13 protein-coding genes and 1 pseudogene are annotated in these 14,049 nt (G+C 72.4%); 10 read left to right on the plus strand and 4 right to left on the minus strand.

Annotated elements, in window-relative coordinates:
• Positions 1-117 precede the first annotated feature (117 nt).
• Complete coding sequence (locus tag QE359_RS13290) at positions 118-2,145, plus strand: carboxypeptidase-like regulatory domain-containing protein (protein ID WP_309779557.1); 2,028 nt, start codon at positions 118-120, stop codon at positions 2,143-2,145.
• Positions 2,146-2,245: 100 nt separating this feature from the next.
• Here QE359_RS13290 and QE359_RS13295 read toward each other — a convergent pair whose 3' ends face one another.
• A complete protein-coding gene (locus QE359_RS13295; RefSeq protein ID WP_309779558.1) occupies positions 2,246-2,542 on the minus strand; it encodes a hypothetical protein in 297 nt (98 codons plus the stop codon).
• A gap of 22 nt (positions 2,543-2,564) precedes the next feature.
• Between QE359_RS13295 and QE359_RS19135 the strand changes: the two are divergent.
• Positions 2,565-2,816: pseudogene (locus tag QE359_RS19135) on the plus strand (MFS transporter); the annotation flags it as partial.
• A 43-nt stretch (positions 2,817-2,859) separates the two neighbouring features.
• Positions 2,860-3,789 carry an MFS transporter gene (locus QE359_RS13300; RefSeq protein ID WP_309779559.1) on the plus strand — a complete coding sequence of 310 codons (930 nt, stop codon included), beginning with the start codon at positions 2,860-2,862 and terminating at the stop codon, positions 3,787-3,789.
• A gap of 39 nt (positions 3,790-3,828) precedes the next feature.
• Here QE359_RS13300 and QE359_RS13305 read toward each other — a convergent pair whose 3' ends face one another.
• Positions 3,829-4,857 (minus strand): hypothetical protein, encoded by a 1,029-nt coding sequence (locus QE359_RS13305; protein ID WP_309779560.1) that lies wholly within the window; start codon positions 4,855-4,857, stop codon positions 3,829-3,831.
• Between the two features lie 90 nt (positions 4,858-4,947).
• Between QE359_RS13305 and QE359_RS13310 the strand changes: the two genes are divergently transcribed.
• Entirely contained in the window at positions 4,948-5,151 is a 204-nt protein-coding gene (locus QE359_RS13310; RefSeq protein ID WP_071294668.1) for a hypothetical protein, read from the plus strand.
• 24 nt (positions 5,152-5,175) lie between these two features.
• Here QE359_RS13310 and yidC read toward each other — a convergent pair whose 3' ends face one another.
• Both yidC and QE359_RS13320 read right to left on the minus strand, forming a co-directional pair.
• Positions 5,176-5,913 carry a membrane protein insertase YidC gene (gene yidC, locus QE359_RS13315; RefSeq protein WP_309779561.1) on the minus strand — a complete coding sequence of 246 codons (738 nt, stop codon included), beginning with the start codon at positions 5,911-5,913 and terminating at the stop codon, positions 5,176-5,178.
• Positions 5,914-5,980: 67 nt separating this feature from the next.
• Positions 5,981-6,256, minus strand: coding sequence for a hypothetical protein (locus QE359_RS13320; RefSeq protein WP_309779562.1), 276 nt, complete (start codon positions 6,254-6,256; stop codon positions 5,981-5,983).
• A gap of 67 nt (positions 6,257-6,323) precedes the next feature.
• On the opposite strand from QE359_RS13320, the gene ybaK reads away from it, so the two are divergent.
• The 6 genes from ybaK to QE359_RS13350 all read left to right on the plus strand — a co-directional run bounded on the left by ybaK (position 6,324) and on the right by QE359_RS13350 (position 14,041).
• Positions 6,324-6,809 (plus strand): Cys-tRNA(Pro) deacylase, encoded by a 486-nt coding sequence (gene ybaK / locus QE359_RS13325; RefSeq protein ID WP_070418963.1) that lies wholly within the window; start codon positions 6,324-6,326, stop codon positions 6,807-6,809.
• A gap of 95 nt (positions 6,810-6,904) precedes the next feature.
• Complete coding sequence (locus QE359_RS13330) at positions 6,905-9,499, plus strand: ATP-dependent Clp protease ATP-binding subunit (protein ID WP_309779563.1); 2,595 nt, start codon at positions 6,905-6,907, stop codon at positions 9,497-9,499.
• 585 nt (positions 9,500-10,084) lie between these two features.
• Positions 10,085-10,318 (plus strand): hypothetical protein, encoded by a 234-nt coding sequence (locus QE359_RS13335; protein WP_309779564.1) that lies wholly within the window; start codon positions 10,085-10,087, stop codon positions 10,316-10,318.
• A 383-nt stretch (positions 10,319-10,701) separates the two neighbouring features.
• A complete protein-coding gene (locus QE359_RS13340) occupies positions 10,702-11,244 on the plus strand; it encodes an adenine phosphoribosyltransferase (protein WP_070418966.1) in 543 nt (180 codons plus the stop codon).
• Between the two features lie 62 nt (positions 11,245-11,306).
• Positions 11,307-13,358, plus strand: a complete 2,052-nt coding sequence (thrS, locus tag QE359_RS13345; RefSeq protein WP_396127739.1) for a threonine--tRNA ligase — start codon at positions 11,307-11,309, stop codon at positions 13,356-13,358.
• Positions 13,358-14,041, plus strand: coding sequence for an HIT domain-containing protein (locus QE359_RS13350; protein ID WP_309779566.1), 684 nt, complete (start codon positions 13,358-13,360; stop codon positions 14,039-14,041). Before thrS ends, QE359_RS13350 begins: the two co-directional genes overlap by 1 nt.
• Positions 14,042-14,049 lie beyond the last annotated feature (8 nt).

A 14,049-nucleotide genomic window follows, 5' to 3' on the forward strand; every position in this document is an offset into this window, starting at 1 on the left:
GAACTCGTCTCGTTCTGGACGGACTTCGCGCCCCGTGGATAGCCTGAGCAAGCGTCGAGAATCCGGCGTCTGGCTCAGGGACCAGGTCAGCACGAGCAGGGGAGCACGATGCGGCGCTTGCGCACCGTCACGGCGGCACTGACCGCCCTCGCACTCGGAGGGGGACTCGCGCTCGTCGGCGCGTCGTCCGCCTCCGCTGAACCGGTCGGACACTGGGGGACGTTCACCCTCGCCGGCCAGAGCAAGGCCTACACCGGCACCGTCAGCATGCCTGGTTTCCCGGAGACCACCTTCACGTCCAACTCGCGGCAGTCGACCGTGATCAGCGGCAACTCGACCTGGCAGGGCCCGAACACCGGTCCGGGCACGGCGTACGGGTCGAGTCGCGGCAACACCTACCTCAACCAGCGACCGCTCGCCGATGCGGCCGGCCAGCCGTCGGTCACCACGTACACGTTCGCGGAGCCGACACCGGGTGCGAGCAGCTGGTCCTTCGTGCTCGGCGACGTCGACGCCGACCGTGCGACGATCTCGGCGGTCACCCAGTCGGGCGCCGCCGCGACCGCCGCTGACCTCGGGTTCGAGAGCGTCTACAACTCGTGCTCGGCGACCTCGCCGGGTGGCTGGTCGTGCCCGGCGGATCCGGACGGGTCGACCGGGCGGGACGTCCCGACCTGGGACCCCGCCACGCTGACGCTCACGGGCAACACGGGCTCGGTGGACACCGCCGGCGCGACCGCCTGGTTCACGCCGACGACCCCGCTGACGAGCCTGACCATCACGTACGAGCGCCGGAGCGGGTTCCCCGTCTACCAGACGTGGTTCGCCAACCGCACCGCCGCGATCACCGGCACGGCCACGCTCGACGGCACGCCGATCCCCGGCGCGACCGTCACCGTGACGGCGCCGCGCGGGACCGTGTACACGACGACGACGGACGCCGAGGGGAAGTACGCGTTCCCCGAGCTCCCCGTCATCAACGACTACGAGGTGGCGATCACCGCTCCGCCCGGGGCGACGGGTGCCGCCACGGCGACGGGTGTCTCGTTAAACGGCGTCCCGGGAGGTGCGGACCAGGTCCGCGACTTCACGTTCACGTCGCCCACGGGGACCACCGCGGTGATCGGACAGGTCGTCGATGACGCGGGCAACCCTGCGGCGGACGTCCCCGTGGTCATCACCGACCCGAACGCGACCGCGCCGATCCAGACGGTCACGAACGACGAGGGCTACTACACGGCGTCAGGCCTGACCCCGAACACACCGGTCACCGTCGCCGTCGATGGGGCGGACCCGGTCACGGTCACGACGGGTGAGGCGGCTCCCGCGGCACCCACGCGGGCCGACCCGATCGAGACCGCCGCCGTCGCGAGCGTCGGCGGCGTCGTCCGCCTCGACGGGACACCACAGGGCGGGGTGGCCGTGGAGCTGCTCGACGCGGCCGGCACGGTCGTCGGGACGACGGTCACCGGCACTGACGGCTCGTACTCGTTCACGACGGTGGGCGGCACCTACACGGTCCGCTCGGCACTGCCGACACCGGACGCGACGGGCACGGCGACGAGCACCGCGGTGACGCTGGTCGGCGGCGGCGCGGACCAGACCCGCGACTTCGCCTTCACGACCCCGGCAGCGCCCGAGGCGGTCACCACGAGCGCGAACGGCCGTGTCCTGGACACCAACGACGCGCCGGTCGCCGGACGCACCGTGACGGCCACGCCGGACGAGGCGGACTCGGGCGGACCCGTGACGGCCACCACCGGCACCGACGGCCGGTACACGCTCGACGGCCTCGCCCCGTCGACCGACTACACCGTGTCGGTCTCCGGGAGCGACGCGACGGTCGGGTTCACGTCCGGTCTCGACGACACCGACGTGGTGACCGTCGACGACCTCGTCGTCGCAGCCGCCGCGACCCCGAGCCCGACGCCGACCGCCACGCCGACGCCATCGGTGAGCCCCGTCCCGACGGCCGCGCCGGTCGCCGCGACGGGCTCCGGCCCGACGAACGGCGCCCTCGCCTACACGGGCGCCGACCTGACGCCGGGGCTCATCGCCGCGGGCGTGCTCGTGCTGCTCGGCGGCGGACTCCTGACGTTCCGCGCGGTGCGCAACCGTCGCCGGACGTCGCACCTGCAGGACTGACACCTGTCGCGCAACGGGGTGGGGCCGCGCGGTCCCACCCCGTTCTGCGTCCCGGGAACAATTCCCGTCACTGCGCCGTTGGAGCGGTCCGAGGAAGTTCTCAGCGGCACCCCCTCGCGCCCCTCGCCACACCGTGCAAGACTGGAGGAGCGCACTCGCCGTGGAGTCGTACCCACAACCACATCCACAGCTCGAGCGCGCAGTTCCTCGTCTCCTCCGACGTCGTCGCCGTGCGCCCGGACGTCCCCAGCGAGGAGGTCAGCCCCGTGTCAACCACCACCACCCGAACCTCGGCCGTGCCCACGCACACGCGGCCGATCACCGTGACGACCGGTTCGATCGTCGGCATCGCCGTGCTCGGGCTCGCCACGTTCTTCGCGATCACGACGGAGCTCATGCCGGTCGGGTTGCTCGGCACGATGAGCCACGACCTCGGGGTCTCCGAGTCGACCATGGGCATCGTCGTCACCGTGTACGCGGCGGCCGTGGCCCTGCTCGCGCTGCCCCTGACGTCGTTCACGGCCCGGCTGCCGCGCAAGGCGGTCCTCGTCGCGACCCTCGTCGGGTACGCCGTCTCCAACCTCATGGTCGCGCTCGCGCCGTCCTTCGCCGTGGTGTGCGCGGGACGGATCGTCGGCGGTGTGGCCCACGCGCTGTTCTTCTCCGTCGCCTCGGCGTACGCGACCCGGATCGTGCCACCGCGCCTCGCGGGCCGTGCGATCGCATTCGTGTACTGCGGGCAGCTCGCTCGGCTTCGTGCTCGGCGTCCCGATCGCGACCTGGGTCGCGCAGCACATCGGATGGCGACCCGCCGTGGGTTCCGTGGCGGTCGCCTCGGCGGTGCTCGCAGGCGTCGCGCTCGCCTTCCTGCCGGCCGTCCGCGGTGCCTCCTCGCCGCACATCGGTTCGCCGCGCGCCTGGGCCCGGACCGGCCTGCTCTCGGTCGTCGTCGCCGACCTGCTCCTCTTCGCGGGCCACTACGTCGTCTACACGTACATCGGCCCGTACGCCATCGACGCCGGACTCGCGCCCGACCTGGTCTCCGGCGCGCTCCTCGTCCTGGGTGCCACCGGGGTCGTCGGACTCTGGCTCGCCGGACTGTTCGTCGACCGCGCTCCGCGGCAGACCCTGATCGTCTCGGTCGTGGTCATGGCTGCCGCGTTCGCCGTGCTGCCCTTCGTCCACGGATCGCTCGTGGGCACGATGACCGTCGCCGGCGTCTGGATGGCGGCGAACGGCACCACGGGCACGCTCTTCATGGCCGCTGCGATCCGCACCGGTGGCGTGTCGCCCGACATCGCCGGTGCGCTCGTGAACGGCGCCTCGAACATCGGGATCGCCGGCGGCGCGGCCCTCGGCGGCCAGGCCCTCGGCGCCGTCGGCCTCCAGTGGATGCCGTTCGCCGGTGGAGCGGTCCTCGTCGCGTCCCTCGGCGTCGTGATCGCCGCACGCAAGGGCTTCCCGGCGCGGACGCACGCGCAGGAGCACCTGTCGACGTCGTCGCTCGAGGCCATCACCTCCTCGCTCGCCGTCGTCACGACGTCGGTCCCGACGATCAGCCGGGCGATCCAGACGGTCACCGGATCGGTCGGGGTGGTCACCGGCGCGATCCGGACGCGTCGATCCGGCGAACCGTCCGCCTAGGACCGGCCGGGCGGGCGCAGTCCGCACGGGCTCGATCGATCAGTTCTCGTTCGTCACGGTGCCCTGCACCCCGCCGCCCCGGAGGCTCAGCGTCAGCGTGCCGCTCATCGACTGCGCCGACAGCGAGACCGACCCGTGCAGCGCGTCCTGCCGCGGGTAGCACGCGGACGTCGACTCCAGCCGGTTCGCCGTCGCGACGAGGCAGATCGTCGAGCGGTCCGTCCCGACGCCGGCCCACACGCTCCAGGGCGTCTCGAACGAGCCGCCGTCGAGCGCGCGGTTCGTGAAGATGAGTCGCGTCGTCCGGAGCGTGACCGGCGCCTCGACCGGTCCCGGCAGCTGGTCGGCGTAGGTCTGCGGCGCGTCCAGCAGGTCCTCGAGCGTGATCGTCCCGGCACTCGGCGTCACGCTCGGCGCCGCCGCCGGGTCCGGCCTCGAGGTCCCGACCACCGTCCCCGCCGCGAACGCCACACCGACGGCCGCCGCGACGCCCAGCCCGATCCAGACCCGTGGCCGGGTCGTCCAGAGCACCCGTGCGGCTCGCGTTCGCCAGGCGCCGATGCGGTCCAGGAGGCGCGACCCGCCTCCGCCACGGTCACCCGGCTCCGTCTCGTGGTCCGGTCCGTCGGCGACCCCGCTCGTGTCGTCGGTCGCCGCCCGGTCGACCGGGCCCGGCCCACCCTCGGCGGCGGCAGCGCCCTGCGGTCCCACGTCCGGTGTCCGCGGCCCCGGTGTCGACGGCACCGAGACCGGACGCGGTGCCGACGTCGCCATCTGGTCGGCGACGGCGCCAGAGGAACCGGCGAGGGGCCGCGCGCCGCCGGTGCCGAACGGGCTCGTCGTGCCGGACGTGACGGCCCGGTCGGAGCCCGCCGCGGAGGTCGGACGCGACCGCCCCGTCGACCGGGCCCGCGGGGAGACGGGAGCCGCGCCTCCTGGACCGCGCCGTCCTCGGCCGAGCCGCTCGAGGGCGAGCCGCGCTGCGGCCGCGTCGGTCTCGGACGCGGCACCACCCCATGCGAGCGCCTCGAGCCGTGCTCGTTCTGCTGCCACGTCGTCGTCGGCCATGCGCACTCCCGGTCCGGTCGCACTGTCCGCCCATCGTCCCACCGGCGCCGTGCGGGCGCGCACCCAGTTCGCGGGGCGTAGACGGGGGTCATGAGCGACAAGCACGATCCCGACCCCGAGACCCTCGAGCCGCTGAGCCACGACACGCAGTCCGGGGAGGCCGACTACGTCGCGACGAGCCCGGGCGGGACGGGGACCGAGCGGCACGTCCCCCTGCCGGACGAGGAGCAGGGACGCGGCACCGAGTACGACCCCGTCGACCAGGGCCCGCAGCAGGAGGGCCAGGGCGGCTGACACGCCCGCCGCCCGACCGCGACGTCAGGCGAGCACGCGTCGCAGCACCGCACGCTCCCCGAGCGTCCACGCCGCACTCGTGACGACGTAGAGTGCGGCGGCCAGGGGCGCGATCGCGGCGAACACCACCGTGACGAACGGTGCCCACCGGCCGATCGCCGCCGTCGCACCCGCTCCCGGCACCGCGGCGTCCGGCGCCGCCGCCGGGTTCCACCGCAGGTTCGCGCGGCGGGTGAGCTCGACCACGAGGGCGAGCACGGCGAGCAGGAGCACCACGACCCACGCGTGCCACCAGAGCGGCGAGGTCACGACGACCACGAGCGAGTGCCCGAGCGGGACGCCCGCGAGCGTGGCCGTCAGCAGGGTGTTCACCGTGCCGTCGATCGAGGCGTGCGTGAACAGTGTGTACACGAGCGACAGCACCGGTGCCTGGGCGAGGACGGGCAGGCACCCGGCGAGCGGCGAGACCTTCTCGTTCGTGTAGAGCTCCTGCATCGCACGCTGCAGCCGTTCGGCGTCCTTCGCGTGGCGCTTCCGGAGCGCGGCGATCTGCGGGGCGAGGCGTCGGCGGTCCCGTTCCGCGCGGACCTGCAGCACGGCGAGCGGGACGAGCACGGCTCGGACCACGAGGGTGAGCAGCACGACGGCGACGGCGGCGGCGAGCCCTCCGGCGACGGGGGAGAGCGCCGCGGTGGTCGCGGCGAGGAGGTCGGCGCCGCCGTGCAGCAGCGGCCCGAGGAGGGGCAGGGTGGTGAGGTCCATGACGTTCCGATCGGTTCGGTGGGAGGGGTCGCGTGTACGGCCCGTCCACCGGTCGGTGGTCAGGGCCTCAGGCGACGGCTCCCGGTGCCCGGGGTCGGGCGTGCCCGTCGGCGTCGGGGTGGCTCCACGCGATCCGCGTCACGAGGTCGGCCGGGGCGCGCGACGACAGCGACCGGACCGGCACCAGGCCGAGGACGATCGCGAGGACGCCGGCGACCAGCACCGCGACCGCCACGGCCGTGAGCCCGAGCGCGGCGACCGCGAGCAGCGGGACGGCGCCGGCCGACGGGTCGCCGAGCACCAGCGCGGCGGCGGCGCGCAGCAGGAGTTCGACGACGGTCATGGTCCGTTCAGGGTAACGCCCGCGCGCCGTCGTGGGGGAAGTGGCTGGTCACGGCAGGATCGTGCCCATGACCGCAGGTTCGCCGAGCACCCCAGCGACCGCCGCCCTCGAGCGGGCAGGGGTCGCGTACACGCCGCACGTGTACGAGCACCACGAGACCGCCACGAACTTCGGCGAGGAGGCCGCGGCCGCCCTCGGGCTCCGCGAGGAGCAAGTGTTCAAGACCCTCGTGGTGTCGGTCGACGGTGCCCTGGCCGTGGCGATCGTCCCGGTGGCGAACCGGCTCGACCTCAAGGCGATCGCGGCTGCCGTCGGCGGGAAGAAGGCGACGCTCGCGGACCCGGCCCTCGCCGAGAAGCGCACGGGCTACGTGGTGGGCGGGATCAGCCCGGTCGGGCAGAAGACGAAGCTGCCGACTGTGGTGGACGAGTCGGCGCTCTCCTACGCGAGCATCTTCGTGTCCGGCGGGCGTCGCGGCTTCGACATCGAGGTGTCCCCGGCGGACCTCGTGCGCATCACCGAGGCGACAGCAGCACCGATCGCACGGACCTGAGCCGGGTCGCCGCAAGTTTCTTCCACGACCGGGAATGACCCGGTCCCTCCTGCGTTGCATTGAGTCGAAGGCACTCAAGTTCCCAGGAGGTCCCTTTGCCAGCAACGTTCGGCCCGACCGGCGGCAACGACTCGTTCGACGAGTTCCTCGCCCGCCTGCTCGCGGCACAGGACTCCGGCGCCCAGCGATCCGTACCGCTGGGACGCCCGGTCGACATCACGCGACTGCTCAGCCGTCGCACCCACGAGCTGCTCCAGCGCACCGCCGAGTTCGCGGCCGAGCAGGGGCAGCACGAGATCGACGCCCTGCACGTCCTGCACGTGCTCGTCCGCACCGACCCGTTCACCGCGGTCCTCCGGCACGCCGGGGTCGACCCCGAGCAGTTCGCGGAGGAGGTCGAGCAGCGCCTGCCGATGGCGCGCGAACCCCGCCAGCAGCCCGACGGTCGCCCGGCCCTGACCGGGACCGCGCAGCGGATCCTGCTGGAGGCCACCCAGGCCGCCCGCGGGTTCGGCAGCACCTACACCGATCCCGAGCACGTCTTCTTCGCGCTCGTCATGGACCAGGACACCGTCACCGGGCAGCTGCTCGCCAGTGCCGGCGTCACCCCGCAGGTCATGCAGGACTACGCCGCGCAGGCCGCGGCGGCCGCCAGGGAGGGGCGCACGATGCCCACGAGCACCGACCAGACCACCGACACCGAGAGCGACACCCCGACGCTCGACCAGTTCGGCACCGACCTCACCGAGCGGGCCCGCGACGGCCGCATCGACCCGGTGATCGGCCGCGCCGACGAGATCGAGCAGACCGTCGAGATCCTGCTCCGTCGCACCAAGAACAACCCCGTCCTCATCGGCGAGCCCGGCGTCGGCAAGACCGCCATCGTCGAGGGACTCGCCCAGCGCATCGCCGACGGCGACGTGCCCGTGCTGCTCCAGGGCAAGCGCGTGGTCGCCCTCGACCTCGCCGGCATGCTCTCCGGCACGCGCTACCGCGGCGACTTCGAGGAGCGCCTCACGAAGGCGATGGACGAGATCGCGGCGCACGCCGACGAGCTCATCGTCTTCGTGGACGAGCTCCACACCGTCGTCGGCGCCGGTGGTGGCGGCGAGGGCGGTTCGATGGACGCCGGCAACATCCTCAAGCCCCGGCTGGCCCGTGGCGACCTGCACATGGTCGGCGCGACCACGCTGAACGAGTACCGCCGGATCGAGAAGGACGCCGCACTCGAGCGTCGCTTCCAGCCGGTCACGGTGGGGGAGCCGAGCGTCGAGGACGCCGTCGCCATCCTGACCGGACTCGCCCCGCGCTACGAGGAGCACCACAGCGTCACCTACACGCCGGACGCCCTGCGCGCCTCGGTCGAGCTCTCGCACCGCTACGTCACCGACCGGCACCTGCCGGACAAGGCCATCGACCTCATCGACCAGGCCGGCGCACGTCGTCGCCTGGCCCTGTCGGGCGACGTCGACGTCGAGGCGCTCCGCGCACAGGTCGCGACGCTCACCGCGTCGAAGGACGCGGCCGTCGCCGAGGAGCACTACGAGGAAGCGTCGCGCCTGCGCGACGAGATCGACGGACTGGAGGCGCGGATCACCGCCGCCGGATCGGCCGACGCAGGTCGCGCCGCCGGTCCGGAATCCGTCGGCACCTCGATCACGGAGGAGGACATCGCGGCCGTCGTGTCGCGTGCCACCGGCATCCCGGCGACCCGCCTGACGCAGGGCGACCGCTCCCGGCTCGCCGCGCTCGAGGACGAACTCCACGAGCGCGTCGTCGGCCAGGACGACGCCGTGCGGGCGATCGCGACCGCGGTGCGGCGCAGCCGGACCGGCATGGGCGACCCCCGTCGTCCGGTGGGCAGCTTCCTGTTCCTCGGTCCGACCGGTGTCGGCAAGACCGAGCTCGCGAAGGCGTTGGCCGGGTCGCTGTTCGGGGACGAGTCGGCGATGCTGCGCTTCGACATGAGCGAGTTCGGCGAGCGGCACACCGTGTCGCGGTTGGTCGGCGCCCCTCCCGGGTACGTCGGCTACGACGAGGCCGGGCAGCTGACCGAACGTGTCCGTCGGAACCCGTACTCGGTCGTCCTGCTCGACGAGGTCGAGAAGGCGCACCCGGACGTGTTCAACCTGCTGCTGCAGGTGCTCGACGACGGTCGGCTGACGGACGGCCAGGGCCGCACGGTGGACTTCCGGAACACGGTCGTGATCATGACGTCGAACATCGGCTCGGAGTTCCTCGCGTCGCGCTCCGGTGCCCTCGGCTTCGCGCCGGTCGGCTCCGCGGACGGGTTCGCCGAGGACGACCTGCGCGCCCGGGTCATGGGCAAGCTCCGTGAGGCGATGCGGCCGGAGTTCATCAACCGCATCGACGAGATCGTGCTGTTCCGCAAGCTCGACCGCTCGCAGATCGAGTCGATCGTGTCGCTCCTGCTCGAGGACACCGCGCTCCGCCTCGTCGCCCAGGGGATGACGCTGACGGTGACGGACGCCGCGGTCGGGTGGCTCGCCGAGCACGGCTACGAGCCGGAGTACGGCGCCCGTCCGCTCCGTCGGCTGATCCAGCGCGAGGTCGACGACCGCATCGCGAGCCTCGTGGTCGACGAGGCCGTGGCCGAGGGCGACACCGTCCGGGTCGACGTGGTCGACGGCGCGCTCGACGCCACGGTCGCGGTCCCCGCCGCGGTCTAGGCGCCGCGTCCGCATCGAACGCCCCGGTACCCCTCGTGGGACCGGGGCGTTCTGTGTGTGCGGCGTCCCCGAACTGTTCAGGAATGCAATTCCGGACGAATCTCGAGAAAAGGGTTGCGCGGGGAATGCCGGTGTGGATAGTGTTCACGAGCAGTAATCACCGCGTCAGCACGAGACCGAGAGGGGGCCTGACCATGATGTTCACCGAAACGACTCCGTTCCGTGGAATCCGTACGTCCGGCGGCACCCCGATCCGGGTCCGCTGACACGGGGCGTCCCACACCAGTCGCATCTCCGACCGGCCCGTCCGCGCTGAGGTCATCCTCGCCGTCCGGTGCCGTTCCGACCCTCGGTCGCACTCGCCCGTCGCCCTCGTGGTGACACACTCGGCGTGTGCCCGACACCGGTCGTGAATGTCGGTGGCCGGTGCGACGCTCCTTCCATCGGCAGCAATTCCTGACCGCACCCGTCGTGCATTCTTCGACGGGGCGCGGAATGCATTCTCGCGCATTCATCGCCCTTGCCCGCGTTCCGGGCAGTACTGCCATGCCCTGGCAGTCGTCGTCACGCCTGAAAGGCACCACCTTGTCAACGAAGACCGTCAACCGTCCCCCCGATACCCGTGCGGTGCGCCGTCGGGTCTCGCTCTCCGACCGCATCGCACTCCGCATCGGGATGTCCCTGATCATCTGGAGCCGTCGGACGCACCACGTGCGTCCGTCGGTCGACCTCGAGACGCGCCGGCGCCTCGAACGGGAGCGCGCCGCCCGCGAGGCCGCGTGGCTCACCCAGGTCGGCATGCTCAACCGCTGGCGCTGAGCCGCGCGGCGCGGCGCGCTCCGCGGCGGCACGGCGCGCCTGTCCGCCCGCCGCACGGTGCGCTCTGCTGTCTGCCCGCCGCACGGTGCGCTCTGCGCCGTCCGGTGCGTCGTGGACCACTCGGTGCGGGGTACCAGCCCCGCACCGAGTGGTCGCGCCCGCCGCGACCGGCGCGCGCCGCACCGTGCGCCGGAATCCGCCCAGCACGTCGGCGACAACACGGTGCGAGCTCGCGTCCAGCCACCAAGGAGGCAGCCCCGCACCGAGCCATCAACCGCGCACGGTGCGAGGCGGGGCGGGCGCGCACCGCGCCTCCCGAGCAACCAACCGCGCACGGTGCGCGGCGGGTCGGGCGCACCCCGCGCCTCCCGTACCGTTGTCGGGTGACCGAAACCGCAGCTGCACTCGTCGAACGCCTCACCGCCATCGTCCCGGACTTCCCGTCGCCGGGGATCCTGTTCCGCGACGTCACGCCGGTGTTCTCCGACGCGGTCGCGTTCGGCCGCGTGTGCGAGGCACTCGCAGCACCCTTCGCGATCGGCGAGGGCTTCGCCGCCGTCGCCGGCATCGAGGCCCGCGGCTTCGCGCTGGCCGGCGGGATCGCCGCGCAGCACCAGGTCGGCGTCCTCACCGTTCGGAAGGCGGGCAAGCTCCCCGGCGAGGTCCTCAGCGAGCAGTACGCGCTCGAGTACGGCGAGGCTGAGCTCGAGCTCCGCCCCGGGCAGCTGCCCGCGGGCACGCGCGTGCTCGTTGTCGACGACGTCCTCGCGACCGGGGGCACCGCGGCCGCGACCGTGACCCTGCTCGAGCGCGCCGGCTACGAGGCGATCGGCTTCGCCGCGCTGCTCGAACTCGACGGCCTGTCGGGTCGCGAGCGCCTCGAGCCGCGCCTGCCCGTGCAGACCCTCGGCGCCGTCCCCGCGTGAGCCTCGGGGGGCGGCTCGCGCACTAGTCTTGATCCACCATCCAACCGAGGAGTCCCATCATCGTGACCGAGTCAGTCGCCGCAGCGCCGGAAGGCGCATCGCCGGAGAACGCCGAGCCCGCAGCCGTGCCCCAGGCACCCGAGCCCCGCACCGCGACGACGACCACGACGGGCACCGAGCTGTTCGACGGCGTCCGCGGCGTCGTGGCGATCCGTGTCGCGGGTGTGCTCAAGGACCTCGCGGCCTCGGTCGACGCCGGTGACCTCGTCGAGCCGGTGACCCTCGACGAGCAGGACGGCCTCGACATCCTGCGCCACTCGGCCGCGCACGTGCTCGCGCAGGCGGTGCAGCAGATCAACCCCGACGCCAAGCTCGGCATCGGCCCGCCGGTCACCGACGGCTACTACTACGACTTCGACGTCGCCGAGCCCTTCACACCGGAGGACCTCAAGGCGATCGAGAAGAACATGGACCGGATCATCCGGCAGGCCCAGCGCTTCCGCCGCGTCGTCGTCACCGACGAGGAAGCCCGCGAACGCATGGCGGGGGAGCCCTACAAGCAGGAGCTCATCGGCCTCAAGGGTGCTGCGGACGCCGGCGACTCCGGCGAGAGCGTCGAGGTCGGTGCCGGCGAGCTGACGGTCTACGAGAACGTCGACCCGAAGACGGGCGAGGTCGTCTGGCAGGACCTCTGCCGCGGCCCGCACCTGCCGCACACCCGCATCATCGGCAACGCGTCGAAGCTCATGCGCGTCGCCGCGGCGTACTGGCGCGGCTCGGAGAAGAACCCGCAGCTCCAGCGCGTGTACGGTACCGCGTGGCCCGACAAGGACCAGCTCAAGGCCTACCTGCTCCGGCTGGAAGAGGCTGCGAAGCGCGACCACCGCAAGCTCGGCGCCGAGCTCGACCTGTTCTCCTTCCCCGACGAGATCGGGTCCGGCCTGGCGATCTTCCACCCGAAGGGCGGCATCATCCGCCGCGAGATGGAGGACTACTCGCGCCGTCGGCACGAGCAGGAGGGCTACTCCTTCGTCTACACGCCCCACATCACCAAGGGCGACCTGTTCGAGACCTCCGGGCACCTCGGCTGGTACAAGGACGGCATGTTCCCGGCCATGCACATGGACGAGGCACGCGACGAGGACGGCAACATCACCCGCCAGGGCGCCGACTACTACCTCAAGCCGATGAACTGCCCGATGCACATCCTGGCGTACCGCTCGCAGGCCCGGTCCTACCGCGACCTGCCCCTGCGGATGTTCGAGTTCGGCACGGTCTACCGCAACGAGAAGTCCGGCGTCATCCACGGCCTCACCCGCGTGCGCGGCCTGACCCAGGACGACGCGCACATCTTCACCACGCAGGAGAAGATGAAGGAGGAGCTCACCACGACCCTCCAGTTCGTGCTGTCGCTGCTCCGTGACTACGGCCTCGACGACTTCTACCTCGAGCTCTCCACGAAGGACCCCGAGAAGTACGTCGGCGACGACGACGTGTGGGACGTCGCCACGAACACCCTGCGCGAGGTGGCGGAGGAGACCGGACTCGAACTCGTGCCGGACCCCGCCGGTGCCGCCTTCTACGGCCCGAAGATCTCGGTGCAGGCCCGTGACGCCATCGGCCGCACCTGGCAGATGTCGACCGTCCAGCTCGACTTCAACCTGCCCGAGCGCTTCGGCCTCGAGTACGCGGCGGCGGACGGCACGCGGCAGCGCCCCGTCATGATCCACCGCGCGCTGTTCGGCTCGATCGAGCGGTTCTTCGGCGTCCTCACCGAGCACTACGCCGGCGCGTTCCCGGCCTGGCTCGCCCCGGTCCAGGTCGTCGCGATCCCGGTCGCGGCGGAGTACGGCGACTACCTCGACGAGGTCGTCGCGAAGCTGCGCTCGCACGGCGTCCGTGCCGAGGTCGACCACTCGGACGACCGCATGCAGAAGAAGATCCGCACGCACACGAAGCAGAAGGTGCCGTTCCAGCTCATCGCGGGCGGCGACGACCGCGACGCCGGCGCGGTCTCGTTCCGCTTCCGCGACGGTCGACAGGACAACGGTGTGCCCGTGGACGATGCGGTCGAGCGCATCCTCACCGCGATCCGCGAGCGCGCGCAGGTCTGATGACCCCTCCAGGAGGCACGGATCCCGTCGGTGGGACGGGTCGCGTCGACGACGCGGCCGGTCCCACCGCCGTGCCCGCTCCCGACTCGTCGGGTCCGGCCGGTGCGACCGGCACCGGCGGGGCGGACGACCCACTCGTGATCCGCGACGCTGCGACCGGCGCCGCGGTGCCCGATGCGTTCCAGCGCCTCTGGAACCCGCACCGGATGGCGTACATCGACGCCGGGCGCGAGGGCAGGGGCCGCGGCCACGACGACGACTGCCCGTTCTGCGAGGCCCCGCACAAGTCCGACGAGGACGGCCTCATCGTCGCGCGGGGCGAGCACGCCTACGTCCTGCTCAACCTGTTCCCCTACAACAACGGGCACCTGCTCGTCTGCCCGTACCGCCACGTCCCGCTCTACGACGAGGGGACGCCGGACGAACTCCGCGAGATCGGCGAGCTCACCCAGACGGCGATGCGCGTCCTGCGTGCCGTGTCGCACTGCGACGGCTTCAACATCGGGATGAACCAGGGCGAGGTCGCCGGCGCCGGTGTGGCCGGCCACCTGCACCAACACATCGTGCCGCGGTGGCAGTCGGATGCGAACTTCTTCCCGATCATCGCGCGGACGAAGTCGATGTCCCAGCTGCTCGGCGAGACCCGCCGACTCGTCGCCGAAGGGTGGCCGTCGGAGCACTAGACTGTCGG

The organism is Curtobacterium sp. SORGH_AS_0776 (assembly GCF_031453355.1).
Taxonomy (GTDB): domain Bacteria; phylum Actinomycetota; class Actinomycetes; order Actinomycetales; family Microbacteriaceae; genus Curtobacterium.

What these genes read in the sequence shown, in the direction of transcription:
- QE359_RS13295 (WP_309779558.1), bottom strand. Translation starts at nt 2,542, where the DNA reads ATGAGCTCCGTCGTGATCGCGAAGAACGTGGCGAGCCCGAGCACGGCG.
- QE359_RS13305 (WP_309779560.1), bottom strand. Translation starts at nt 4,857, where the DNA reads ATGGCCGACGACGACGTGGCAGCAGAACGAGCACGGCTCGAGGCGCTC.
- QE359_RS13310 (WP_071294668.1), top strand. Translation starts at nt 4,948, where the DNA reads ATGAGCGACAAGCACGATCCCGACCCCGAGACCCTCGAGCCGCTGAGC.
- yidC (WP_309779561.1), bottom strand. Translation starts at nt 5,913, where the DNA reads ATGGACCTCACCACCCTGCCCCTCCTCGGGCCGCTGCTGCACGGCGGC.
- QE359_RS13320 (WP_309779562.1), bottom strand. Translation starts at nt 6,256, where the DNA reads ATGACCGTCGTCGAACTCCTGCTGCGCGCCGCCGCCGCGCTGGTGCTC.
- ybaK (WP_070418963.1), top strand. Translation starts at nt 6,324, where the DNA reads ATGACCGCAGGTTCGCCGAGCACCCCAGCGACCGCCGCCCTCGAGCGG.
- QE359_RS13350 (WP_309779566.1), top strand. Translation starts at nt 13,358, where the DNA reads ATGACCCCTCCAGGAGGCACGGATCCCGTCGGTGGGACGGGTCGCGTC.